General features: G+C 66.8%; 16 protein-coding genes. 9 read left to right on the top strand and 7 right to left on the bottom strand.

Annotated elements, in window-relative coordinates:
• The first annotated feature begins 6 nt into the window (after positions 1-6).
• Positions 7-1,080, top strand: a complete 1,074-nt coding sequence (locus ACCQ07_RS20560; RefSeq protein ID WP_014091472.1) for a LacI family DNA-binding transcriptional regulator — start codon at positions 7-9, stop codon at positions 1,078-1,080.
• Positions 1,081-1,292: 212 nt separating this feature from the next.
• On the opposite strand, the gene xylA is transcribed toward ACCQ07_RS20560, so the two are convergent.
• Entirely contained in the window at positions 1,293-2,630 is a 1,338-nt protein-coding gene (xylA, locus tag ACCQ07_RS20555; protein ID WP_372363621.1) for a xylose isomerase, read from the bottom strand.
• A gap of 623 nt (positions 2,631-3,253) precedes the next feature.
• Between xylA and ttcA the strand changes: the two genes are divergently transcribed.
• The 3 genes from ttcA (at position 3,254) to ACCQ07_RS20540 (ending at position 6,488) form a co-directional block, all read left to right on the top strand.
• Positions 3,254-4,171, top strand: a complete 918-nt coding sequence (ttcA, locus tag ACCQ07_RS20550) for a tRNA 2-thiocytidine(32) synthetase TtcA (RefSeq protein WP_057680810.1) — start codon at positions 3,254-3,256, stop codon at positions 4,169-4,171.
• Positions 4,172-4,234: 63 nt separating this feature from the next.
• The gene (locus ACCQ07_RS20545) at positions 4,235-5,140 is read left to right on the top strand and encodes a recombination-associated protein RdgC (protein WP_003484983.1); all 906 of its coding nucleotides are present in this window, start codon (positions 4,235-4,237) and stop codon (positions 5,138-5,140) included.
• A gap of 562 nt (positions 5,141-5,702) precedes the next feature.
• The gene (locus ACCQ07_RS20540; RefSeq protein ID WP_008577754.1) at positions 5,703-6,488 is read left to right on the top strand and encodes a YgjP family zinc-dependent metalloprotease; all 786 of its coding nucleotides are present in this window, start codon (positions 5,703-5,705) and stop codon (positions 6,486-6,488) included.
• Positions 6,489-6,623: 135 nt separating this feature from the next.
• Here the strand turns inward: ACCQ07_RS20540 and ACCQ07_RS20535 are convergent, their stop codons facing one another.
• From ACCQ07_RS20535 to hemH, 3 genes are read right to left on the bottom strand one after another with little or no spacing between them, the layout of a single operon-like run.
• Positions 6,624-6,890 (bottom strand): hypothetical protein, encoded by a 267-nt coding sequence (locus tag ACCQ07_RS20535; RefSeq protein WP_503256001.1) that lies wholly within the window; start codon positions 6,888-6,890, stop codon positions 6,624-6,626.
• A 49-nt stretch (positions 6,891-6,939) separates the two neighbouring features.
• Entirely contained in the window at positions 6,940-7,800 is an 861-nt protein-coding gene (locus tag ACCQ07_RS20530; RefSeq protein ID WP_057680812.1) for an alpha/beta fold hydrolase, read from the bottom strand.
• A 2-nt stretch (positions 7,801-7,802) separates the two neighbouring features.
• Positions 7,803-8,768 (bottom strand): ferrochelatase, encoded by a 966-nt coding sequence (gene hemH, locus ACCQ07_RS20525; RefSeq protein WP_057680808.1) that lies wholly within the window; start codon positions 8,766-8,768, stop codon positions 7,803-7,805.
• Positions 8,769-8,922: 154 nt separating this feature from the next.
• On the opposite strand from hemH, the gene ACCQ07_RS20520 reads away from it, so the two are divergent.
• The 4 genes from ACCQ07_RS20520 to tatC all read left to right on the top strand — a co-directional run bounded on the left by ACCQ07_RS20520 (position 8,923) and on the right by tatC (position 11,507).
• On the top strand, positions 8,923-9,831 hold the full coding sequence (locus tag ACCQ07_RS20520; protein ID WP_057680807.1) for a lipid-binding SYLF domain-containing protein: 909 nt from the start codon (positions 8,923-8,925) through the stop codon (positions 9,829-9,831).
• A gap of 72 nt (positions 9,832-9,903) precedes the next feature.
• On the top strand, positions 9,904-10,131 hold the full coding sequence (gene tatA, locus ACCQ07_RS20515; RefSeq protein WP_003484969.1) for a Sec-independent protein translocase subunit TatA: 228 nt from the start codon (positions 9,904-9,906) through the stop codon (positions 10,129-10,131).
• Positions 10,132-10,146: 15 nt separating this feature from the next.
• The gene (gene tatB, locus ACCQ07_RS20510) at positions 10,147-10,773 is read left to right on the top strand and encodes a Sec-independent protein translocase protein TatB (RefSeq protein ID WP_122272124.1); all 627 of its coding nucleotides are present in this window, start codon (positions 10,147-10,149) and stop codon (positions 10,771-10,773) included.
• Entirely contained in the window at positions 10,770-11,507 is a 738-nt protein-coding gene (gene tatC / locus ACCQ07_RS20505; RefSeq protein ID WP_057680805.1) for a twin-arginine translocase subunit TatC, read from the top strand. The genes tatB and tatC overlap by 4 nt, the downstream gene beginning before the upstream one ends.
• Before the next feature lie 184 nt (positions 11,508-11,691).
• On the opposite strand, the gene ACCQ07_RS20500 is transcribed toward tatC, so the two are convergent.
• Both ACCQ07_RS20500 and ACCQ07_RS20495 read right to left on the bottom strand, forming a co-directional pair.
• Positions 11,692-12,591: a BPSS1780 family membrane protein gene (locus ACCQ07_RS20500; RefSeq protein WP_372363620.1), complete on the bottom strand. Its 900-nt coding sequence runs from the start codon at positions 12,589-12,591 to the stop codon at positions 11,692-11,694.
• Positions 12,592-12,650: 59 nt separating this feature from the next.
• Complete coding sequence (locus tag ACCQ07_RS20495) at positions 12,651-13,403, bottom strand: glutamine amidotransferase (RefSeq protein ID WP_003484963.1); 753 nt, start codon at positions 13,401-13,403, stop codon at positions 12,651-12,653.
• A gap of 469 nt (positions 13,404-13,872) precedes the next feature.
• On the opposite strand from ACCQ07_RS20495, the gene xopAD reads away from it, so the two are divergent.
• Positions 13,873-22,527 (top strand): XopAD/skwp family type III secretion system effector, encoded by an 8,655-nt coding sequence (gene xopAD, locus ACCQ07_RS20490; RefSeq protein ID WP_372364176.1) that lies wholly within the window; start codon positions 13,873-13,875, stop codon positions 22,525-22,527.
• Positions 22,528-22,920: 393 nt separating this feature from the next.
• Here the strand turns inward: xopAD and ACCQ07_RS20485 are convergent, their stop codons facing one another.
• Positions 22,921-24,735, bottom strand: a complete 1,815-nt coding sequence (locus ACCQ07_RS20485) for a GspE/PulE family protein (protein WP_071117935.1) — start codon at positions 24,733-24,735, stop codon at positions 22,921-22,923.
• Between the last annotated feature and the right edge of the window lie 81 nt (positions 24,736-24,816).

The following is a 24,816-nucleotide window of genomic DNA, read 5'->3' as shown; positions in this document are numbered from 1 at the left end:
CCACGCTTGGAGAAGGTCAGGAAATCGGTCCGCCGCACCAGCCGCGCGACCACCATCGACGAGGTGGCAGCGCTGGCAAAGGTCTCGCCGATGACGGTCTCGCGCGTGGTCAACAACACCGGCAGCGTGCGCGATGCCACCCGCGAACGGGTCATGCGCGCGGTCGACAAGCTGGGCTACACGCCCAATCTTGCCGCCAGCGCACTGGCGGCCGCGCAGAGCACGCGGATTGCGTTGATCTACAGCGATCCCAGCGGTGCCTACCTGCGCGAGTTGCTGCTGGGCGTGCTGCGGGTGGCATCGCGTACGTCGATTCAGCTGGTGATCGACTGCTGGGACGACCTGGACGCCGATGCCGAACGCAAGGCCGCGCGCAAGCTCGCCAAAGGCGTTGCCGGTGTGATCCTGCCGCCGCCCTTGTGCGAATCCAGGGCCGCAGTGCTGGAATTGGTGCGCGCCAAGGTGCCGGTGGTGGCGATCGCCTCCAACCATTTCAGCCCGGATGTGGCGTGTGTGCGCATCGACGAATTCGCTGCTGCCAAAGAGATCACCGAACATCTGATCGCACAGGGGCATACGCGCATCGGCTACATCGCCGGGCATCCGAACCTGTCGGCCAGCACGCGGCGCTTCGAAGGCTTTCAGGCGGCGCTGGCCGACGCCGGTCTGCGCCTGGATCGGCACCTGGTGCAGCCGGGCGATTACACCTACAAATCCGGCCTGGTCGCCGCGGAAAAACTGCTGGCGCGCAAACGCCGTCCCAGCGCCATCTTCGCCAGCAACGACGACATGGCCGCCGCGGCAATCTCGGTCGCGCACCGGCGTGGGCTGGATGTGCCGCGCGATCTGTCGGTGGTCGGGTTCGACGACACCTCTGCCGCCACTGCGGTGTGGCCCGAAATCACCACCGTGCAGCAGCCCATCGCCGCCATGGCCGATGCCGCGCTGGACATCTTGCTGAAGACGATTCGGGCCAAGGAGCGTACGGCAAGGATGGTCGATCATGTGGTCGCGCACCTGCTGGTCAAGCGGGATTCGGTGGCCGCACCGACAGCGGACGATGCGGCCGAGTCAACGTAGCGATCAGACCCCTGCATGCCGCAAGCCGGATGTGGTCGCCTCGCAGGCTTGCATGCAACACACCAGCATTGCCGGTGTGCGCTCACGTTTCTGGTGACCGCGCATCACATTGGCAGCCATTGCTGGCCGCCGCAGTGGTAGCTGGCCCACCGTCGCAATGCAGACGGTCATTGCACGCGCCAGGTGAGGCGAAGCGCGTGCAGTGGCAATGCTCAACGCGTCAGATACTGATTGATCAGGTTTTCATACGCTTCCTGGCGGCCGCTGAGCTGCTGGGGCGCATTGCCGGCTGCATGCTTGGCCAGATCGGCCAGCGTGGTCTTGCCTGCGGCAAAGTCCGCGCCGGCGCCGCTGTCGAAGCTGGCGTAACGCTCGGCGCGCCACTGTTCCAGCGGCGAGGCGGTCAGCAGCGCGTTGGCCACTTCCAGCCCGCGTGCGAACGCGTCCATGCCGCCGATGTGGGCCAGGAACAGGTCCTGCGGGTCGGACGATTCGCGACGCACCTTGGCATCGAAGTTCAAGCCGCCCGGTGCCAGCCCGCCCTGCCGCAGTACCACCAGCATGGCGCCGACGGTGTCGTACAGATCGGTCGGGAACTGGTCGGTGTCCCAGCCGTTCTGCGGGTTGCCGCGGTTGGCATCGATGCTGCCGAGCAGGCCGGCATCGGATGCCACCTGCAGGTCATGCTCGAAGCTATGGCCCGACAGCGTGGCGTGATTGGCTTCGATATTGAGCTTGAAGTCCTGATCCAGGCCATGCTGGCGCAGGAAGCCGATCACCGTGGCGCTATCGAAATCGTACTGGTGCTTCATCGGCTCCATGGGCTTGGGCTCGATCAGGAAATTGCCCTTGAAGCCAATCGCACGGCCGTAATCACGTGCCAGGGTGAGGAAGCGCGCCATGTTGTCCTGCTCGCGCTTCATCTGCGTGTTGTGCAGGCAGGCATAGCCTTCGCGGCCGCCCCAGAACACGTAGTTCTCGCCACCGAGTTCAACGGTCGCATCGATCGCGGCCTTGACCTGCACCGCCGCACGCGCCACGACATTGAAGTCCGGGTTGGTCGAGGCGCCATTCATGTAGCGCGGGTGCGAGAACAGATTGGCCGTGCCCCACAACAGCTTGATGCCGGTGTCGGCCTGGCGTTGCTTGGCGATGTCCACCATGTGCTTGAGATTCTTTTCGTACTCGCCGATGTCGTCGGCATCCGGCGACAGGTCGATGTCGTGGAAGCAGTAGTACGGCACGCCGAGCTTGGTGAAGAACTCGAACGCCGCATCGACCTTGGCTTCGGCACGGTTCAACGCGGTAGTGCCCGCATCCCACGGATACGCCCGCGTGCCCGGGCCGAACGGATCGGCGCCATTGCCGCAGAAGCTGTGCCAGTAGGCCACGGCAAAGCGCAGATGCTCGGCCATGGTCTTGTCGCCGATGGTTTTGTTGGCGTCGTAGACCTTGAACGCGAGCGGGTTGTCCGAATCGCGGCCTTCGAAGCCGATCTTGCCGATGCCGGGGAAATATTCTTTCGCGCCGATGTACACGGTGTTGCTCATGGGGTGAACTCCTGCAGCAGGGGAGGGAAGAGAGGGAAAGCGTTACACCGGGACATCGGCATCAGCGCACAGGCCATGGCCACGTACGCGTTGCGCAGCGCGCATGGCACCGGCAACCGATGCGTCCGCGCGACTGCCATCGGCATCCAGCCAAAAAATGGTAGCGCTACCACAACTGCGACTGAAAAAAGCCGCGCGTTGTAGCGAAGCTGAAGATGCCATGCCGGTCCCGGGTCAAGCGACCTGCCGACTGTACCGAGCCTGCCGCAGAAAGGCTTGCTGCGCTGCGAGATGCGAGCTGTGCTGTGGCACCGCACCAGGCAACGCGGGTCAATGGAGGCGGCCCGCAAGCAACAACGCGCGCAGCTACCGTGCGCATTGCACGCTGACGACTGCATGCATCTGCGGACAAAAACCTGGGCTGCCGGCACGTGGTTACCTGGCAACGGCCGCAGGACACCATGTCCAGGCAACAGGTCTGCATCGACCGGCGCCATTGCAGCCGTCCGTGCCGCTGCCGCGTCAACGTCCAATGCGTCACAAGGGCTGCGTGTCGGCGTGCCACCCCCGCGCGCAGCCAACCCCGTCGCCTGCCAGCCCCCGGCAGCTACAATGGCCGGCTTATGACCGCTGTCCTGCCGCTGCCGCAACCCCTGGCCGACCCTGCACCGCGCGACTTGCGCCAGCGGTTGCAGCGCGAACAGCTACGCCTGGGCAAACGCCTGCAGCGCCAGGTCGGCCAGGCGATTGCCGATTTCGGCATGATCGCACCCGGCGACAAGGTCATGGTCTGTCTGTCGGGCGGCAAGGACAGCTACACCTTGTTGGACATGCTGCTGCAGTTGCAGCGCAAGGCGCCGGTGCCGTTCAGCCTGGTGGCGGTCAACCTGGACCAGAAACAGCCCGACTTTCCCGCCCATGTGCTGCCGGCCTACCTGCGCGGGCTGGGGGTGCCGTTCGATATCGTCGAGCAGGACACCTATTCGGTGGTCAGCCGGGTGATTCCGGCCGGCAAGACGATGTGTTCGCTGTGCTCGCGGCTGCGGCGCGGCGCGCTGTATGCCTACGCGCAGACGCATGGCGTGACCAAGATCGCGCTCGGCCATCACCGCGACGACATCGTGGCCACCTTCTTCATGAACCTGTTTCACCACGCGCGGCTGGCGGCGATGGCGCCCAAGCTACGCAGCGACGACGGCGCGCATGTGGTGATCCGCCCGCTGGCCTATGTGCGCGAAGCCGACATCGCGGCGTACGCGCAGGCGCGGCAGTTCCCGATCATTCCGTGCAACCTGTGCGGCAGCCAGGAAAACCTGCAGCGCCAGCAAGTCGGCAAGCTGTTGCAGCAATGGGACCGCGAGTTCCCCGGCCGCGTGGAGCAGATCGCCCGCGCCTTGGGCGATGTCCGCCCCGAGCAATTGGCCGATCGCACGTTGTTCGATTTCCTGGCGCTGGGCCGCAGCGGCGATGCGCCGAGCGATGTTGATCCCGATCCCAGCGCGTGGCTGTCCGCCAGCCACGCCACCCACGATAGCGACTGACGCCGCCGCTCCGGCTGCCGGCAGTCTTCCACCCTCCACGTTTTTCTTCATTCGGTCCAACGCATGTTCTTTCGCAACCTCACCCTGTTCCGCTTTCCCACCACCCTGGATTTTTCGCAGATCGACACCTTGCTGCCGCCGGTGCAGCTCAAGCCGGTCGGGCCGCTGGAAATGAGTTCGCGCGGTTTCATTTCCCCGTTCGGCCGCGACGAGCAGGAAGTGCTCTCGCACCGTCTGGAAGATTTTCTGTGGCTCACCGTCGGCGGCGAGGACAAGATCCTGCCCGGCGCGGTGGTCAACGACCTGCTCGAGCGCAAAGTCGCCGAGATCGAGGAAAAGGAAGGCCGCCGCCCCGGTGGCAAGGCACGCAAGCGCCTCAAGGACGATTTGATCCATGAGCTGCTGCCGCGCGCCTTCGTCAAGAGCTCGCGCACCGACGCCATCCTGGACCTGCAGCACGGCTACATCGCGGTCAACAGCTCCAGCCGCAAGAGCGGCGAGAACGTGATGAGCGAGATCCGTGGCGCGCTCGGCAGCTTCCCGGCGCTGCCGCTCAATGCCGAAGTGGCCCCGCGCGCCATCCTCACCGGCTGGATCGCCGGCGAACCCTTGCCCGAAGGCCTGAGCCTGGGCGAAGAGTGCGAAATGAAGGACCCCATCGAAGGCGGCGCGGTGGTCAAGTGCCAGCACCAGGAACTGCGCGGCGACGAGATCGACAAGCACCTGGAAGCCGGCAAGCAGGTCACCAAGCTGGCGCTGGTGCTGGACGACAATCTGTCGTTCGTGCTCGGCGACGATCTGGTGATCCGCAAGCTCAAGTTCCTCGACGGCGCCCTGGATCAGCTCGAACACAGCGAAGACGATGGCGCACGTGCCGAACTCGACGCACGCTTTGCGTTGATGAGCGCGGAAATCCGCCGGCTGTTCCTGTTGCTGGAAACCGCGCTGAAGTTGAGCAAGGCCGAGTAACCGGAACGTCGCACGGTGGCGGCGTTGAGGCGCGATGCGTGGCGTGAATCAAACGCTTTCGGTGCGTCGAGGGCGCGGTGCCCTCGCCACACGCGGGACACGCCGTGACTCCATCCGTGGAGGCTCGGCGGCGGTATCCAAGTCGCCACACGGTCCCGCAAGCGGCAACGGCACCGCACCAGACAAGGCGCGGATCGTTTAAGTGAAGGCCCTGCACACCGGCCAACTCGACGAGTCCTTGCCCGCCCGCCGTCGCGGGACACGCCGTGAACCCGTCGCTGGGGATTCGATGGCGGCATCCATGCCGCCAACTGTCCCGCAGGCCTTGAGAACACCGCACCAAAGCGTTCTTCCGCTGCTCTCGTGAAGGACATACGTGCGATGTGACCTGCGCGGTGGCGGACAAGGGCCCGGCAGCAACGTCGCAGATCAGCTGCCTCACCACTGATCCATCGGTTGGCCAATCGCTTCCAGGGACGACACCGATCACGGTCTGGCACTCACCGAGTGCGGCAGTCAATGCGTCTCACCGCCTGACACATCGCGGCGGTATCCTGTGCGCATGTTCAAGCCCGTCCGCCGCCTGATTGTTCCGCCCTCGCAGGTTGTCGAACGCGACTGCGTGCACGTGCAGCTGGACGGCCGCGACATCGCGGTGCTGCGCGTGCGCGACCCGCGTGCGCGACGCATCAAACTCAGCGTCGACGAGCGCGGCGCACGGCTGACCTTGCCGCTGCGCGCAAGCCTGATGTCCGGCGAACGGTTTCTGCATGCGCATCTGGACTGGCTGACCACGCAGCTGTCGCGGTATCAGCAGGTCGATGCGTTTCCTGCGCTTGAGCGTGGCGTGCCCGGGCAGCTGCCGTTGCGCGGTGCGTTGCTGCCGTTGAGCTGGCACGAAGGGCGCTATGCACGCATCGATATCACCGACGACGGGGCGCAGTTCCATGTGCCCACCCGCCTGGGCGATGCCGGCCTGCGTCGCACCTTGAAGGAATTCTACGAAGCGCAGGCACGCGCCGATGTCGGCCGCTGGTTGCCGGGTTATCTGCCCGGCCTACCGCGCGCACCGGCACGGCTGCGGCTGAAGGTGATGTCCTCGCAGTGGGGCTCGCTCGCACCGGATGGCTCGATGGCGTTGGACCTGGCGCTGGTGCTTGGTCGCCCTTCTGCGTTCGAATACGTGCTGGTGCACGAGCTCTGCCACTTGGTGCAGGCCAACCACTCGCCTGCGTTCTGGGCCGAAGTGGAGCAACGTTTTCCCACTTGGCGCGAGGAACGCAGTTACTTCCACGAACACGGCCGCCAGCTCAAGGCGCAACTGCGCCGGTTGCTGCACGTGCAGTGACGCAGGCGTAGCGCGCGGCTGCGATGACGTGCCTTTCGCGACAGTGGTGCAGCTACGGGTGCGGCAACAGCAACAGCAACAGGCGATCGGTGCGGCTGGCACCGGCGAGTGGTCAACGCTGCAGCGAAGACGCCGCTAGCGCCACGCGTAGGAGGCAGCCCGGGCAAGTTGCCGGCAGGCCAGCGGCGACAGCCAGGCAAAGCGTTTTGACAGGGCGTGTTCTGCAACCGCAGCGCCTGCGTCCAGGGTGCGCGCCGACATCCAGTGGTCGGCGTGACACGCCGCTGCCCATGCCTGCTCCAACAGGACGCGATCGCCCGCATCCAGGTGGGCAGCGGCGCGCACCGCCTGGATGAAGGTCCACGGCGCATGCCACCGATCGAAGGATTCGAGTGCGCCCACGACACGGGCGGCATCTGCCACGTTCACCTGCGCGATTGGCATCTGCGTATCACGCGTGACGCAAACCATCCAAGAAGCCATTGATCACCGCCGCGACTGCTTCCGGCGCTTCCATATGCACGTGGTGCGTGCCGGGCAGCAGCTGCAGGCGTGCGTCGCGCATCATCGCCACGCGGTGGTCGCGCAATGCTTCCGGGAAATACGCCTGGGCGGGCGTGGCGAAGATCGCCTGGGCGGGGCAGGCGATGGAGGCCAGCAGCACGTCGATCTGCGCTTCGGTCATGCGGATGGCGGTGGGCAGGGTCAGGCGCGGATCGCTGCACCAGCTGTAGCCACCTTCCACCACGCGTACGCCGCGTTCGACCAGCAGCCGTGCAGCCGGTTCGGTGAGTTGGTTGGCCATCATGCGCGCGCGTACCGGCATTTCCATCGACGTAAACACCCGCAGCGGCCGCTCTGCCAGCGTGCGTGCCGACGCAACGGCATCGCGCAGGCGTGTGGCAGTGCTTTCCACGGGCTCGGCCAGGGCGCCCAGCGCCTCGATGGCGATCAAGGCCTCCACGCGCTCGGGCGCAGCGGCGGCCAGCAGGCTGGCAATGCCGCCGCCCATCGAGTGGCCGAGCACGGTGAAGCGCTCCCAGCCCAGGGCATCGGCGACCTGCAACAACATGGCGATCGCGCTGCTGAGCGTGTATTCGGCGCCTGTCGGCAGCCAAGCGCTGTGGCCATGGCCGGGCAGATCCAGCAGCACCAGATCCAGCTCCTGCGCGTGCAGATGCGCGCTCAGCGGCACGAAGCTGGCCGCGTTATCCAGCCAGCCATGCAAGGCCAGCACCCGGCGCGGGCCGCGATCTTGGTTGCGCAGTCCGGTGACCCGGCCGATGGCCAGATCGCACGCAAACGGCTCCAACTTCACGCGCGGCGCGCCACGGCGGCCAGCGCGTGCGCATGCGCATCGCTGGCGTTGAGGCAGGGGATGTAGCTGAGCGTGGCACCACGTTCGGCCAGCGTTTCGGCAAAACCCAGCGCCACTTCTTCCAGCGTTTCCAGACAGTCGGTGGCAAAGCCCGGGCAGACCAGGTCGAAGCTGCGCACGCCGCCTTCGGCCAACGCCCACAGCGTGGGTTCGGCGTACGGCTGCAGCCAGCGTTCGGCGCCGAAGCGCGACTGATAGCCCATCTGCCACTCGTCCGCGCGCAGCCCCAGCGCTGCCACAATGGCCTGCGCGCTGCGTTCACACTGCTGCGGATACGGGTCGCCGGCATTGGCCACGCGCTGCGGCAGGCCGTGGAAGGAAAACATCAATTTTTCGCTGCGCCCATGCGCCTGCCAGTGCGCGCGAATCGACTCGGCGATCGCGGCCACCCAGCCGGCGTCCTCGCAGTAGTCCTGGATCACCTCCACCGCGATCTCCGGCGCGCTGGTGCGCCATGCCTCCACCACATCCTGGATCGAGGCGGTGGTGGTGGTGGAATACTGCGGATACAGCGGCAGCACCACGATGCGCCTGATGCCGCGCGCGCGCAGCCCGTCCAGCGTCTTGCGCAAGGCCGGCTCGCCGTAGCGCATGGCCCATTCCACATGCCAGTCGGGCATCACCGCTTGCAGGCCGTCGGCCAGGCGGCGCGTGTAGACCGCCAGCGGCGAGCCCTCCGGCAACCACACCTTGGCGTACTTTTCGGCCGACTTCGGCCCGCGGATCGGCAGGATCACCCCGTACAGCAGCGGCTTCCAGAACAGTGGCGGAATCGCGACCACGCGGCGGTCGCTCAGGAACTCGGCCAGGTAGCGGCGCACGGCCGGGGCGGTCGGCGATTCGGGGGTGCCGAGGTTGACGACCAGCAGGGCGGTATCGGGTGTCGTGTTCATGCGCACCATTCTGGCAGAGCCGGGCACCGCTGCCGACAGCAGCGCGACGATCGCTGCGATCGGCCGCCTCTTCCATGCCGGTTGCGCTCACCACCGATTCATTGCGCCGGCACTAACGTCGCGGCATTGCTATCTTTGACGGATTCTTCTCTTGGAGCTTGTCATGCCTCGTTTGTTGCGCCTGGCCCTGTTGTTGTCGCTGACGTTGGCCGCCGGCCATGCCGTCGCCGGCCCGGAAGAAGACCAGCGCGCACGCAATGCGGTGCGTGTGCTCACCGAGATCATGAAGATCCCCGAGCAGGCCATTCCGGACAAACTGCTCGACGAGGCGCGCGCCATCGTGGTCATTCCCGACACGCTCAAGGCCGGTCTGGTGATCGGCGGCCGTCGCGGCCACGGCCTGATGTCGATGAAGAATCCCGACGGCAGCTGGTCGCAACCGGTGTTCGTCAAGCTCACCGGCGGCAGCATCGGCTTCCAGGCCGGCGTGCAGTCCTCCGACGTGGTGCTGGTGTTCCGCAACGACCGCAGCCTGGACAACATCGTCAACGGCAAGTTCACCCTTGGCGCCGACGCCGGCGTGGCCGCAGGTCCGGTCGGGCGCAACGCCGCCGCGGCGACCGACGGCCAGCTCAAGGCCGAAATCTGGTCGTGGTCGCGTGCCCGCGGCCTGTTCGCCGGCGTGGCGCTGGACGGTGCGGTGCTGCAGATCGACGATGCCGCCGACCTCAATGCCTACGGCAGCGGCGCGACTCCGCGCATGATTTTCGAAGGCCGCACCAACGAACGCCCGTCCACCGATGTGATCGCTTTCCGCGACCGGCTGGAAGAGGCGACCTACACCGCGCGCGCCAATCGCAGCACCGATGCCGCCGCCGATGGCGCGCCGCCGGCACCGCGTCCGCAGACCCCGCCGCCGGTGCAGGCACAGCAACCGGCCAATGTGCCGCCGCCGGCCAGCGAAGCCAGCACCGTGCCGATGCAGCCCAGCACCACGCCGCCCGCCCAGCAAGGTTTTCAGCCGGTATCGGAGGGTGAAATCCGCACCGAATCACTGGACGGCAACCGCTAACGCACTGTCATCCCCCTGCGCGGTGCGCTGGGGTATCCTGCGCGTTCCATCTTTCAAGCAAGCGAGCAGATCATGGGCGGTTTCAGCATTTGGCACTGGCTGATCGTGCTGGTGATCGTGTTGCTGGTGTTCGGTACCAAGCGGCTCACCAGCGGTGCCAAGGATCTCGGCAGCGCGGTCAAGGAATTCAAGAAAGGCATGCACGACGACGACAAGCCGGCCGGCAAGCTCGGCGACGACTCCCGTACTGCCGAGCAGGCGCGTGAGGCGCAGGCCGAACGCGACCGCGACGCGCGCTGATCCGGAGCGGCGTCGGTGTTTGACATAGGTGTTGGCGAACTGACGCTCATTGCGGTCGTCGCCCTGGTGGTGCTCGGCCCCGAGCGTTTGCCCAAGGCGGCCCGATTTGCCGGATTGTGGGTGCGCCGTGCCCGAATGCAGTGGGATTCTGTCAAGCAGGAACTCGAACGCGAACTCGAGGCCGAAGAGCTCAAGCGCAGCCTGCAGGACGTGCAGGCCTCGCTGCGCGAGGCCGAAGACCAGCTGCGCAACACGCAGCAGCAGGTCGAGCAGGGCGCCCGCACGCTGCATGACGACGTCAGTCGCGATATCGACATCCGCGCCAGCGCCACGCCGGTGGCAACGCCGCTGGAACTGGCCCATGCGGATTTGTCTGCCAGCCCCGATGTGGATGCAACAGCCGGCGTAACCGATGCGGCTGGAGCTGCACATACCGCGCCGGTGATTGCGCAGGCTCAACCCATTGCGCCAGCGCCGCATCAAACCCTGGTTCCGGCTCCGCACGACACGATAGTGCCCGCGCCGCATGCCGCGCATCTTGCCAGCACGCCCGAGCCGGTCGCCGTTGCGCCAGTCGATGCGGGCACACCGGCCGCGTGGACGCCGGGCGCGCCAGCCAAACTCCAGGAGAAACAGCCGTGAGCCTGTTCGACGACGCACAGGCCGAAAGCAGTCTGATCGAGCATCTGGTCGAATTACGCGCCCGCCTGGTCCGCGCGCTGATCGGTCTGGGCGTGGTGTTGCTGGCGCTGCTGCCGTTTTCGCGGGCGATCTATTCGTGGCTGGCCGCACCGCTGATCTCGCAACTGCCGCTGGGGCAGACGATGATCGCGATGAATCCGGCCGGCGCGTTCTTCGCCCCGCTCAAGCTCACCTTCTTCGTGGCGGTGTTCTTCAGCGTGCCGTGGCTGCTGTATCAGGCCTGGGCGTTCGTGGCGCCGGGGTTGTACCAGCGCGAAAAGAAGCTGGCATTTCCGCTGCTGGCGTCGGCGGTGGCGCTGTTCTATATCGGTTGCGCGTTCGCCTATTTCCTGGTGTTGCCGGCGGTGTTCCACTTCCTGACCACGTTCAAGCCAGACGTGATCGCCATTACCCCGGATGCCAATTCGTACCTGGATTTCGTGCTGGCCATTTTCTTCGCCTTCGGCGCGAGTTTCGAACTGCCGGTGGCCTTGGTGATCCTGGTGCTGCTGGGCTGGGTCAGCCCCAAGCAGCTCAGCGAAGGCCGTGGCTACGCCATCGTCGGCATCTTCATCCTGGCCGCCGTGCTCACCCCGCCAGACGTCGTATCGCAGCTGATGCTGGCCATTCCGATGTGCCTGCTCTACGAGCTGGGCATCATGGCCTCGCGTGCGGTAGCGCCGAAGAACGCTTAGTGCCGTCGCTGCACCCAAGCGCGCCGCCATGCAGGTGCGCGGTGCGGTCGTCTTCGGGCACATGCGTCGCTGCGCGGCATCGCCCCGGACGCCATGGTCCACGTTAGGAGCGCGCCCGGGCGCGACCAAGCCTACGTCGAGAAGCCCTGGTCGCGCCCAGGTGCGCTCCTACAGCCGCGCGAATTCAAGCAACAAATACATCCGGCCGCGATGGCGGGGCTGGTTGGGCGGCGGCGCCGGCGTGGGTGAACATCTGCTTCCACGCGGCGTAGACCGAACCGGCGAACACCGGCATCAGCACCGCCATCAACAGCAGTTGGGCCAGCCACATCGCCACGGTCTGGCCGGCAATCAGGCCGACGATCAGCGCCACGATCATGACCGCGAAATAGATCGCGAAAATGGCGATGAAGGCCAGGACGAAGAACACCAGCATCGCCGGCAGGTTGTGCAGGCTGGCGCGCAGGCTCTCGCGCAGCGCGTGGCCACCGGTGCTGCGGTCGAACATGACCTGCGGCGGCATCACGAACAGCGCCAGCGTCATCGCCGCGAAGGTGGCGATGGTCAGCAGCAGCCACAGCAGGATGCGCCCGGCCGGCAGGCTGGCGGCCAGCTGCTCGATCTGCACCGGGTCCGGCTGCGCGCCGGACTGGCTGATCTGGTTGATCTTCACCATCACTTCGGACAGCTGCTGCAGCCCGCTGGCGCCGATCATCGCCAGCAACAGCACGCCCAGCAGCAGGCCGGCGATCAGCTGCGGCAGCAGCGACACCAGCAGATGCGGCGCGCGGCCGTCCTGCAGGCCATGCAGCAGATGCGACGGTTTGGCGATGCGGCCTTCGTCCACTTCGCGGATGGCCCACAGCAGGCCGCCCATGAACAACGGGCCGGTCAGCACCAGCAGGAACTGCAGAGCCGGGCCCAACAGCGGCACCAGGACCGACAGCGACACCACCAGCGAGGCGGCCACGCTCCAGATCACCCCCATCGAGCCAAGCGCCAGCGGCGCCCGCTTCAACAGCGAGAAACCGGTCAACAGCCACTCTGCGCCGGCAGATGCCGGCACCTTACGAATTTCGCTCATTCCCATTCCGGATCGATACGCGCGCCGGACCATCCGGCGTCACGCGATTATCGCTGCTTTTACGTGTGCGCGGCGGGACGAGCGCTCACGGTTTGCAACCGGCGTGCGTGATGCACGAAGCGGCGCAACAACTTGCGGGCGATGGGGGCGGCGGTGACCTCGCGGGCGACCGTGCGGGCGCAACGTCCGTGGCGGGCGATGCAGTCGGCACGCGCCTGCACATAGCCGCGCATGTGGTGGGTGGCGAATTCGGGGTGGAACTGGACGCCCCAGGTGGCCCGGCCCCAGCGGAAGGCATGGCAGCGGTCCTGCCGGGAGTGCGCTAGCACGATGGCGCCGTCCGGGGCACGCACGACCGTCTGCAGATGGGTGGCATGGGCCGGGAACTGCGGCGGAAGCCCTGCGAATAAAGGATCCTGCTCAGCCGGCGGGTGCAGCTCCAGCGCGATGGTGCCGGATTCGCGCCCGGCCGGGTTGTAGTCGACCTCGCCGCCCAGCGCGTGCGCCAGCAACTGGTGCCCGTAGCAGATGCCCAGTAGCGGCATGCCCTGATGGGCGGCATGGCGCAGCCATTCGGCACTGCGTTCGCTCCAGTCGGCGCGGTCGGTCACGAAGGCGGCCGAACCGCTGACGATGATGCCGGCAAAGTCGGCCGGGTCGGGCAGCGCGTCCCCATTGGCAACGTCGATGGCCACCGTTTCCTGCTCGGCCAGCCCGGCCGCCACGCGGATCCAGTGCGGAAAACGGCCGTATCGCTTCATCTCCGGCACGGGCTGCCCGGTTTCGATGATCAGGAACGGCAAGACGGACATGCGCAAAGATCCGGACACAACAGATGCCCCCGATTGTAGGCGGCAACGACGCGTTTTTTTCAAGCGGCACTCCAAGACGCGCGCTGCGGGTCATTGCCGAATGACATGTCCTGATTCCCTCGCGGCGGGATGCCGATGATGGTAGCGGTGGTCGCCGACTGGTGCATGTCCTGGATATCGGCAGACAAACGCACGGCTGGAATGACAGTGCCTCTGCGCCGTCGCCGTGGTCAGGTCGACGCAAGGTTCGGCGGGATTGGTGTGGAAAAACATCGAACCGTGCATACCCTTCAGAACACTGCGCTTGACGCCAGCGGAGCACGTCGCCGTGCCGGCGTGCTGCATCCCACGCGTTCGATCCATGCAATGTAGTAGGGCCATTGGCCCAACGCGCAGCGGGCGTCGCACACGTCGTCGGCGCTTCGTATTGAAGAAGTCGCTCGCAGGCAGATTGACTAAATTTCCGGGCATGAAAACCCATGCCACCAATCCAACTGCGTTCCGCACAAACTCGCCCTACGCTCATGCTGAAAAGTCCGGGCTAACGGAGGATCAGGCAGCAGCCAGCAGCAGCGGCGCGCAGCAACCGCTTGGACGGCCGCCTAGAAAACGGCAGAGGATGGAGTCGGATGACCCAGGGGCCTCGACGCGTGACAGGCAGCCCTTTACGGCAAGCGCCTTAAAGAAAGAGGAAATCGATGCCAGCGAAGGCGCATGGGACAGGCGCTTTCGGCCGTGGCAGCCGGCTGCCGTCAAGAACGCGCGCATCAAAACCGAGGGCTACCCGGATAGGGCGACTGACGACGTCGGCGCGTCGTCAGCGCAGCATCGGCCACAACGCTCGTCGCAGCATCATGGTGTGGAGGCGAGGGCATTTCGGCCGCGCGAACAACCGTTCGAATGGTCCGCCAGAAAGCGACCACGTGAAGAGCAGGCGGCATCCCGGCAGCCAAAGCGGCCATTCCATGGCATGGGGCTGACGACCGAGGATCTGCGTAGGGCCGAACATCAGCTGGACTGGGCGGCAAAAAAACGGCTACAGGCGCAGCGACAGCAACAGCAGCGACAGTTGAGCGAGCCCCATGGAATCGGGAGGAACCACAACGCGGGCCGGTGCGTGTCGATGGCATATGACAACGAGCTGGCGCATCGCATGCGTGGCGGGATGGCGTTGCCCTTCCTGGAGGAGAGTGTCAACGCGCAAGTCAACGCGCAGCGGCTGGACAAATATCTTCAGTTGATTGCCACTGCACGGCGCGCCAGGGCAGGCGTGACACCCGGCGATCTGGATCGTTGCACCGAGCTCGCGGCGCAATACCTGTTTGGGACCGGATGGTTCGAAGGGGCATCGCTGGCGCAGCTGGCGCATGTGGGCAACAAGCTGAGCAAGCACCCGAATCAGCCCGCATGCATGGAGGCCATCGCGTGGATCGCTGGAGAGCTCACGCAGGCCGATGATCTGGTGGGGCTGGGGGCCTACCCGTCAGTTCTGCTTCTGAATGCCTTCTCGAAGAATCTCGACAGCGGCCGGTGTGAACGCGCGGTGGCGCGTCTGGCACGTCATCTGCGGCGTGACGACCACGCACGACAGGGGCTGAGTGCGCAGAACATCAGCCTGGCACTCAATGCCTTCAGCAAGTGGTCCGATAACCCGGAGTGCCAGGCGACGGCGCACTGGTTTGCCGCGCTTGTCGCCAGCGACAAGCGCCTGCGTTGCGCCATGGATGCCCAGAGCGTGGCGACCGCGCTCAACGCCCTGTGCAAATGGCCCGACACGCCGGACTGCGGGAATGCCGTCAGCGCGCTCGCCGAACGGTTGGCCGACGAGTCCAGATTGCGCAAGGACCTAAAGCCGCAAGAACTGGGAAACGCGCTCAACTCCCTGAGTAAATGGGCCGACAACGAGGTCTGTGCGGCAGCGGCCAGTGCGCTTGCCGAACGGTTGGTGGACGATCCCGGCTTGCGCAAGGCCCTGGACCCGATCAACGTGAGTCAGGCGCTCAACGCGCTGAGCAAATGGGCCGATATACCGGTGTGTGCGGCCGCCGCCATCGCACTGGCCGAGCGGTTGGCCGACGACCCCAAGCTATGCCGGGCCCTGAATGCGCGAGGCCTGTCCAATGCGCTCAACGCCCTGAGCAAATGGCCCGACGACCAGGTCTGTGCGGCTGCCGTCAGTGCGCTGGCAGAGCGGGTCGCCGACGACCCCGAGCTGCGCAAGAACCTGGACCCGCAGGGCGTGTCCAACGTGCTCAACGCGCTGAGCAAATGGCCCGACACCCCGGTCTGTGCCGCCGCCGCCAGTGCGCTGGCCGAACGCGTGATCGATGATCCCCAATTGCGCGAGGATCTGGATCCGCAAGGTGTGGCCAACGCGCTCAACGCGCTGGGCAAATGGCCGGATATACCGAGCTGTGCGCAGGCCGCCAGCGCGCTGGCCCGGCGGCTGGCCCACGATCCCGAGCTGTGCAAGGCCCTGGACCCGATCAACGTGACCCAAGTGCTGGAAGCGCTGAGCAAATGGCCCGATACACCGATCTGTGGGCAGGCCGCCAATGCGCTGGCCAAGCGGCTGATCCATGAGAGGAGCCTGCGCAAGGCCCTCAAGCCGCAGGAACTGGTCACCGCGCTCCATTCCCTGAGCAAATGGCCCGACACGTCGATCTGCACGGAGGCCGCCAGCGCGCTGGCCGAGCGGCTGGTCGACGAGCCCCAGTTGCGCAAGGCGCTCGACGCACACCAGGTTGTCACCACGCTCAAGGCCTTGAGCAAATGGCCTGACAAGGCGGTCTGTGCGGTTGCCGCCAGCGCGCTGGCCGAGCGGCTGGCCGACGAGCCCCAGTTGCCCAAGGACCTGAACCGGCAAGGTGTGGTCATCGCGCTCAACGCGTTGAGCAAATGGCCGGACACGGCGGTTTGTGCTGAGGCCGCCGCCGCGCTGGCCGAGCGGCTGGTCGACGAGCCCGACCTGCGCAAGGAACTTGGCCCGGTCGACGTGACCAACGTCCTGAATGCCTTGAGTAAATGGCCGGACACCGAGGTCTGCGCGGAAGCCGCACGGATGCTGGCAGGGCGCCTGGTCGGCGATCGCCAGTTACGCAAGGCCTTCAATGCACTGGACGTGGCCAACGCGCTCAATGCCCTGAGCAAATGGCCTGACACCCCGGTCTGTGCCGCCGCCGCCAGTGCGCTGGCCGAGCGGCTGGCCGCCGATCCCCGGTTACGCAAGGATCTCAATCCATTGGACGTGGCCAATGCGCTCAATGCCCTGAGCAAATGGCCCGGCACGCCGGTCTGTGCGGCCGCTGCCAGCGCACTGGCCGCACGGGTGGGCGCCGATTCCAGGTTGCGCAAGGCCTTCGACGCGCAGCAAGTGGCCACCGTGCTCAACGCCTTGTGCAAATGGCCCGACAACCAGGCCTGTGCGGCGGCCGCCAACACCTTGGCCGAGCGACTGAGACGCGAGCCCGACGTGCGCGACGTGCTCAAGCCGCGAGAAATGACCAACGCGCTTAACGCCCTGAGCAAATGGCCCGACACGCCGGCCTGTGCGGGCGCCGCCAGCGCGCTGGCCGCACGGGTGGCCGACGATCCCAGGTTGCGCGTGGCCTTCGACGTACAGCAGGTGGCCACCGTGCTCAACGCCCTGAGCAAATGGCCCGACAATGCGGCCTGTGCGGCCGCCGCCGGCGCGCTGGCTGAGCGCTTGGCCGACGAACCCGAGTTACGCAACGCCCTGACCGCCCATGGCGTGGCCACCGTGCTCAACGCCCTGAGCAAGTGGCCCAACGTGCCGGTCTGTGCGGCCGCCGCCGGTGCGCTGGCCGAGCGGCTGGCCGACGAACCCGAGTTACGCCACGCTCTGACCGCGCATGGCGTGGCCACTGCGCTCAACGCGCTGAGCAAATGGCCGGACATGCCGGTCTGCGCGGCCGCTGCCAGTGCGCTGGCCGAGTGGCTGAGCGACGATCCCGACCTGCGCAAGGCGCTGGACGCTTCCAACCTGCCCCAGGTGCTCAATGCCCTGAGCAAATGGCCGGACATGCCGGCCGGTGGCGAGGTGGTCAACGCGCTGGCCGAGCGATTGGTCGACGACCCCGAGTTGCGCAATGCCCTCGATGCGCTAGGGGTGGCCAATGCGCTCAACGCCATGAGCAAATGGCCCGAGATGCCGGTCTGTGCGGCCGCCGTCGACGCGCTAGCCGCGCGGCTGGCCAACGATCCCGGGTTGCGCAGGGATCTGGAAGCGCAGGGCCTTGGCAACGCACTCAACGCCCTGAGCAAATGGCCCGACAAGCCAGTCTGCGCGGCCGCCGCCAGCGCGCTGGCCGAGCGGCTGACCAACGATGCCGGCTTGCGTCGTGCCTTCGACCCTATCAACGTGAGCCAAGCGCTCAATGCCCTGAGCAAATGGCCCGGCACGCCAGCCTGCGAGACCGCCATCGACGTCCTGGCGGCGACGCTGGCCGACGATCCCGATTTGCGCAAGGCCCTGGACCCGCAAGGCGTGGCCGTGGCGCTCAACGCGCTGAGCAAATGCCTCGCCCGGCCGGTGTGCCAGTCGGCATTCGTGCTGCTCGCCGAGCGTGCAGGCTCGGCCGAGCTGCCCTGGCGGCAGTTCCAGATGCGGGGGATCGCGGTGTTGGCCAACGCGATGTCCCGGCTGTCGCATCTGGACGAAGAGGACGATGAGCAGTTCCAGACCCTGGGTATCGCCAAGCTGCAGGCGATGGCCGGGCACCTGGATGTGCACCGCGAGCGGTTTGCGTCCGCTTCGGCCGGCGATATCGGTGTGCTCTTCAAGGCCTTTGCCTCGGCGCGGCTTCAGCGCCAGATGCGTTCGCTGGGACAACCGGCGCTGGAACGGGTGTCGGCCCTGATCGGGGACGATGGATTACGCCAGACCAGCCTTGAGGGGATCGGCAGCCTCTGCATGGGACTGTTGCCGCTGATCCGCAGTCCGGAGTTGGCCCCTCGCCATCGGGGCCAGGCATTGCACGTGTTCGATACGTTGCAGCCCATCGTCGCGCGCAAGATCGAGCTGTACCTGCGCGGCGACGGCGCGCGCGCGTCGGCCGGCATCGAACAGCATGCAACGCGCTGCCCGGCGCTGACCTTCTACCAGGTGCTCAAGGCCTACGTGGTGGTGAGCCGGCAATGGAAAGCGCGCCATCTTGACGGCCCGCGCAAGCAACTGCGCCAGCGCCGCGACGAACTGGTGAAGTGGGTGGACCTGACGCTGGCGCGCACGCGCGAGGCGATCGAGGCGGACCTGGGCGAGATGAGCTGGAACCTGATCGCGCAGATCGAGGCCGGCGACCGGATGTTCGACGCCCTGGACCTGCGCATGGCCAAGGACGCGCCGGCCATTACCCAGGCCCATCCACCCACCCGCTTCGACCTGGACAGTGGGCGCTTGAGCATGGCCTCGGTTCCCGGCCGGCCGGTGGCGCCGGCGCCCGGCCGCGGCAGCACGACCCATGTGGTGGTCGATCTGGTGGGCAAGGAGCTGTCGACCAACCGGTCCGAATCGGACAAGCCGTATTCGCTGTTTGCACGCCTGACCGGGCTGCCGCTGGTGGAGGTGCAATTGCCTGGTGAGCTATCGACCTTCATGCTCGCGCGGACCTTCAACTACAACGGCGAGCCCTGGCGCTTCGACATGTTCGGCGGCAGCCGCGCGGCGCGCGGCAAATCCGGTAGCCACAGCCTGGTGCTGTCCCAACGCAAGGAGTCGGCGTCGCTGTTGCCTGCATTCCGCTATGCCGACACCGCCCCGGGCAGCAGCCTGATGCATCTGGCGGCCAAGCTCGCTCCGCAACGCGAGGACTGGTCGCGCATGCAGCGCTCGCTGCTGGAGATGGTGCCCAGTGACCATGTCGTGGAAGGCACGCTGCGCCTGGGCGTATTCGATGACGTCGAGGGCCCTGCGCATCCGTTCAAGCCGTTGGCCGTGGATGGCACGGCCCTGGCGTTGTGCCCCAACGATGGTTGCGGCTTCCTGAAACTGGAGGTGGCCTTGGCCATTCCGGCCTTCCGCAAGCATTACGAGGCCTGGCACGCGGTGCAGGCAAACCAGGCCACCGAGGAGCAGCGCGAGCTGGTGGCCAAGGACAAGGGGCCTTCGATGATGCCGGCGCAGGCGCTGCAGCATTACCCGCGCGATGCCGCGGCGCTGGAAGAGGCGCACGCGGCGATGCAGGACCGGCTGCGGACACTGGAGCCGACAGGCGATGATCCGCTGTGGGTGTACAGGCCGCTCATCGGCGGTGGCTACCAGGGCCAGCGCGTGCGGGCGGTGCCGTCGGCCGACGACAAGGTGCATCTGCCGCAGCAGCGCAGCCAGGCCTTCGACGTCGCGGGCGGCCCGTTGCTGCTCGGCAAGCCGCCCTACGACAAGGAGAATCTGCTGCCGGTGCCGGAGCAGCGCATCGCCACCGTGGCCCAGGGCGACGCCACCGCCGCGTTCCTCTCCCAGTGCTTCGGCATCCAGTACAGCTACACCGGTTTCGATGATCGCTCCGGCGTCGATCCGCAGATGCTGCACAGCAAGGGCATGCTGGTGGTGGTGCCCGATCAGCAGTGGCCGGCTGAGTTCAGCGACACCGACCTGGCCTGCTCCAAGGAAGATCTGAAGACGCTGTCGTGCTGGACAAACGGCCGTGACCGCGGTGCCTTGCCGCGCGACATCCTCAGCACCGGCAGCCTGCGGCTCAAGGACATCGTGGAGCCTGGGCGCCTGGGCGCACTGCCGATCGAGGAGTTGCGCAAACGCGACATGGACACCGACGGCGACGATGCCTTCATCTACGCAGGCTATCCCAAGCTGGCTGCGCTGATTTCGCGGGTGATGGATCGCAAGGCCAGGCTCGGTCGGCAAAAGTCCTTCAAGCCGCCGAAGACGGCCACGCCGGCCATCGACCCGGTCAGCGGCCACTACCAGCCAGGGCGGCTGTCGGAAATCATGGCCCTCAAGCGCGGTCAGCGCATCACCTCGGCGGCCGCCACGCTGGCAGCGCGCTTCATGGGGCAGCCGAACGAACTGCGCGAAGCGATGGCGCGCGACATGATGTTCGGCACCTACGATGGCATCGAGCGCGGCTTGCGCAACGGTTTGCGCGAGCTGCTCGAAGAGCCGGTCCGCGATCCGGTGGTGTTGGCCACGCTGCGCGTGCAGGCGCGCGAGGCGATCGAACGCGCCCACCTGCCCGAGGCGCGTGAAGCTGCCGAGTTGCTGCACGCGCAGCTGCTTGCGCTTGAGACGGACCCGGCCGCCGACAGCGACGCCCCGGCGTTGCCCGACGCCCTGGCGGAGGCGTTTCCCGGCCTGGCCAAGGCCTACGACGCCGCTTCTGGCGTGGAGGCGCGCATCCACGCCATCCTGGACAACTACCCGGTGTGCCGGCTGTCGCATGCGCAGTTCCCGGACGGGCAACCCGGGCTCGTCCCCGGCGAGCCGGAACTGACCATGCGCAACCTGTTCACCATCGCGATCAAGGTCGGCACCGATGCGCTGAAGTCCGACACCGGCACGGCGCTGTTCGCCAAGATCGTGGAGGCCTGCGAACGGGCCGAGCGGGGCTTCGCCGAGCGGGTCCGCAACGTGCCCTACAGCAGGGCCACCGCCCGGGCCATGCAGGACGGGCGCTTCGATCCCGAACAGACCAAGCTGCTGCTGCAGCGCATGCCGTCGATGGCCGCCGGCGTCATGGAAGACGCGCTCGAGGCACTACAGCAGGCCGGCTGGATCGCCCGGTCGCAGCCGCCGGCCGAGCGTCTGCGCGACGTGCAGCCGCAGGACATTGCGCTCAAGGCACAAGCCTTGCTCAGGCGCGCTCGCCAGATGGAGCCGCAGGTCACCGACATGCTGCAGAACATCGCCGCGCGCTATGGTGGGCAACTGGCCGGCACGCAGCATCAACTGAAGTCCTACGGCTCGTTGCAGGACAAGCTCAAGCAGCGGATGGCGCTGAAGAAGCAGCCGTTGGACGAGGCGGCAGCCAGCGTCAACGACGCGCTGCGCTACAGCGTGGTGCTGGAACCGCAGGGCTTTACCGCCGGCCTGCGCGCCGTGCTGGCCGCACTGGACGATCAGGGCCATGCACGGGTCAAGCTGACCAATCAATTTACTGAATACCCGCCAGTCTTCAAGGCCATCAATGTCACGCTGCGCAGCCCTGAGGGTGCGCTGTGGGAGATCCAGTTCCACACCCCGGAGACCTTCGCGCTGAAGGAGCGCTTCCACGATCTGTACAAGCACGCCCATGCGCTGGCGCTTGGCGGCGCATCGCGGTCCGAGCAGCGCAAGCTACAGGCGCCTGCGCTGGAGGCCTTCAAGCGTGTGGCCTCGCCGCCGGGGTGCGAGGAGATCGACGACTGGCAGGAAGAGACCGTGCCGGCGTTGGCAAGCACGCCGCCGGCGCTTGCCTCCGAACAGAACGCCGTCAATACAGGCGCATCGCCGGCACACAGCGTGTTCCATGCCGCCACACGCAAGCAGGCGTCGCTGACGCCGGTGCTCGACACGCTGGCCGACGGCTTGGGCGCGCGGCTCTGGGGCAACGTGCGCTACAACGCCAGCCAGGGCCGGATCGAGCAGGTGCAACACGACCCGTTCCAGAAATCGGTCGCCTCGATCAAGGACAAGATCCGGCGCCATCAGCGCGCCGGCATGACAACAGAACAGGCCACGCAACGCGTGGGCGATGCGCTGCGCTATGCGCTTGAGTTGCCGTCCGAGGGTTTCGTGGCGAAGGTGCAGGCGGCCCAGGAGGCACTGCGTCGGCACGGGATGACGTGCGTGAAGCTGCAGAATTACTTTACCTCGGGAGATGGCACCTACCGGGGCATCAATGCCAGCTTCACCGATGCCGAGGGCTACGCGTTCGAAGTGCAGTTCCACACGGCTGAGAGCTTCAACGCCAAGGCGCAAACGCATCTGTCCTACAAGCGGATGCAGTTGGCGCAGACACGCCTCGACAAGGAGCGGCAAAAACCCCGGCCCGATCCGGTCAGGCAGGCAAGACTGACGCAGGAAATCGCAGGGCACCGACAGGCGATGCACGAGATGACGGCCAGGGTGAGCAAGCCCGCCCACATCGAGCGCCTCGGAGGCCGCGCATGAGGACCCATCAACGCGCAAGACCTGGCGAATCTGCGGCTCTCAAGCCGGTTTAGCTGTGCGCCGGACGATATCTCCGCCCTCAAGGCACGAGCGCCGAGTGCCACTGGGGCGGGAATCACGCGCGTGCGGCTCGCAGGCGCAGGCGAACGCGTCGATTGCCGTCATGGCGATCGACCGCGACGTGTGCGAGACCGGCATGCACTCCGGAGGCGTTGCTGCATGCATGCCACGCAACCGTGCACCTGAGCGAACACGACCACCCGGCAGGGATCGGTCCTGCCGCCAGCACAGAGTTTTCAACGAATCCCGCCGGCCCTCGACGCCTCGCCGCGTCGAAGGTCCCTACGGATCATGCGCGCGCAAGCGGCGTGGTCGTCAGGACGAAGGAGGCGTCTATTCGCGCGGCGGCAACACCGACAGCACTTCTTCGATGGTGGTCAGCCCGGCGGCGACCTTCTCCAGGCCGGTGCGGCGCAGCGTGCGCAGGCCTTCGGCGCGGGCAGCCTGGCTGAAGCTGGCAAGTTCCGTGTCGGGGCGGATGAGGGTACGCAGGCGCGGGCTGACCGGTAGCAGTTCGTACAGGCCCACCCGGCCCAGGTAACCGGTGCGGCGGCATTCCAGGCAACCGACCGGTGCGTGCACGTTGAGCGGTTCCGGCAGCGCTTCGCCGGGCTCGCGGATGGCCGCCCAGTCGGCGTCGCTGAGCGTATGCGGGCGCTTGCAGTGCACGCACAGCGTGCGCACCAGCCGCTGCGCCAGCACGCCGTTGAGGGTGGAGGCCACCAGGTAATGCGGCACGCCCAGGTCGAGCAGACGGGTGATGGCCGAAGCGGCATCGTTGGTGTGCAGCGTGGACAGCACCAGATGCCCGGTGAGCGAGGCCTGCACCGCCATCTGCGCGGTTTCCAGGTCGCGGATTTCGCCGATCATGATGATGTCCGGGTCCTGGCGCAGCAGCGTGCGCACGCCGCTGGCGAAATCCAGGTCGATGTTCTGCTGCACCTGCATCTGGTTGAATTCCGGCGCGATCATCTCGATCGGGTCTTCCACGCTGCACACGTTTACGTCCGGCGTGGCCAGCCGCTTGAGCGTGGAATACAGCGTGGTGGTCTTGCCCGAGCCGGTGGGGCCGGTGACCAGCACGATGCCGTGCGGGCGCTCGACCAGCGCGCTCCAGCCGGCGGCCTCTTCCGGACTGAAGCCGAGCTGCTCGATGCTCTTGAACGCCGAATCCGGGTCGAAGATGCGCATCACGCATTTCTCGCCGAACGCGGTGGGCATGGTGGACAGGCGCATTTCCACCTCGCGCCCGCCCGGCGAGCGGGTCTTGATGCGGCCATCCTGCGGGCGACGGCGTTCGGCCAGATCCATGCGCCCGAGCACCTTGATGCGGCTGACCACCGCCGTCATCACCGACGGCGGCACTTCCAGCACCTTGTGCAGCACGCCATCGATGCGGAAACGCATGCGCCCGGCCTCGCGCCGCGGTTCCAGATGGATGTCGCTGGCCCGCTGTTCGTAGGCGTACTGCAGCAGCCAGTCGACAATGTGCACGATGTGGTGGTCGTCGGCATTGACGTCGCCGGCGCGGCCCAGTTCCACCAGTTGCTCGAAGCTGGGCAGGCCGGCGTTGGGTTCGGTGCTGCGCGCATCGCTGCGCGCGCCGCGTACCGACTGGGTGACACCGAAGAACTCCATCGTGTAGCGATGCAGATCCAGCGGGTTGATCAGCGCCAGCTCGATACGGCGCCGGCTCAGGTGTTGCACGTCGGCCAGCCACTCCAGCGCCAGCGGCTCGCTGGTGGCGATCAGCACGCGCTCGGCATCCAGCGCCAGCGGCAGGATGCGGTGCCTGCGCGCATACGCATGCGAGACCACGCCGGTGACCGCGGCCACATCGATACGGGTGGGGTCGATGCGCAGATAGCGCAGGCCGGTGCGGGTGGCCAGCCATTCGGTCAGCCGTTCCAGGCCCAGCTCGCCGGCCGGCGGCTGCGCGGCGTGCAATTTCAGATTGGCCAGCAGCACCAGCGGATGCACATCGCTGGCGGTGCGCGCGCCGCTGGCGGAGAACTGCACGCGCTCGTGTTCGTGCGGTACCACCATGCCGTCGGCCAGCAGGGCCGCGGCCACCGGGTCGAACATCAGCCGGCCGCGCGGCAGCAGTGCCACGGCGTGATCCGGATCGGCGGTGCGCCGCTGTTCCATGCGTGTTTTCCCCAGCAGCGGTGCTGCGCGGCAAAGCGCCGCGGGTCGGCCGGTATACTAGCGCACCCCTTCCGTACGGCC

Source organism: Xanthomonas sp. NCPPB 3583 (genome assembly GCF_041475715.2).
GTDB classification, from domain to species: domain Bacteria; phylum Pseudomonadota; class Gammaproteobacteria; order Xanthomonadales; family Xanthomonadaceae; genus Xanthomonas; species Xanthomonas euvesicatoria.
The sequence above is the reverse complement of the archived record's forward strand: the minus strand, read 5'-3'. Positions and strand labels throughout refer to the sequence as shown.

What these genes read in the sequence shown, in the direction of transcription:
- xopAD (WP_372364176.1), top strand. Translation starts at nt 13,873, where the DNA reads ATGAAAACCCATGCCACCAATCCAACTGCGTTCCGCACAAACTCGCCC.
- ACCQ07_RS20540 (WP_008577754.1), top strand. Translation starts at nt 5,703, where the DNA reads ATGTTCAAGCCCGTCCGCCGCCTGATTGTTCCGCCCTCGCAGGTTGTC.
- ACCQ07_RS20545 (WP_003484983.1), top strand. Translation starts at nt 4,235, where the DNA reads ATGTTCTTTCGCAACCTCACCCTGTTCCGCTTTCCCACCACCCTGGAT.
- tatA (WP_003484969.1), top strand. Translation starts at nt 9,904, where the DNA reads ATGGGCGGTTTCAGCATTTGGCACTGGCTGATCGTGCTGGTGATCGTG.
- hemH (WP_057680808.1), bottom strand. Translation starts at nt 8,768, where the DNA reads ATGGTGCGCATGAACACGACACCCGATACCGCCCTGCTGGTCGTCAAC.
- ACCQ07_RS20500 (WP_372363620.1), bottom strand. Translation starts at nt 12,591, where the DNA reads ATGAGCGAAATTCGTAAGGTGCCGGCATCTGCCGGCGCAGAGTGGCTG.
- xylA (WP_372363621.1), bottom strand. Translation starts at nt 2,630, where the DNA reads ATGAGCAACACCGTGTACATCGGCGCGAAAGAATATTTCCCCGGCATC.
- ACCQ07_RS20495 (WP_003484963.1), bottom strand. Translation starts at nt 13,403, where the DNA reads ATGTCCGTCTTGCCGTTCCTGATCATCGAAACCGGGCAGCCCGTGCCG.
- ACCQ07_RS20520 (WP_057680807.1), top strand. Translation starts at nt 8,923, where the DNA reads ATGCCTCGTTTGTTGCGCCTGGCCCTGTTGTTGTCGCTGACGTTGGCC.
- ttcA (WP_057680810.1), top strand. Translation starts at nt 3,254, where the DNA reads ATGACCGCTGTCCTGCCGCTGCCGCAACCCCTGGCCGACCCTGCACCG.
- ACCQ07_RS20485 (WP_071117935.1), bottom strand. Translation starts at nt 24,735, where the DNA reads ATGGAACAGCGGCGCACCGCCGATCCGGATCACGCCGTGGCACTGCTG.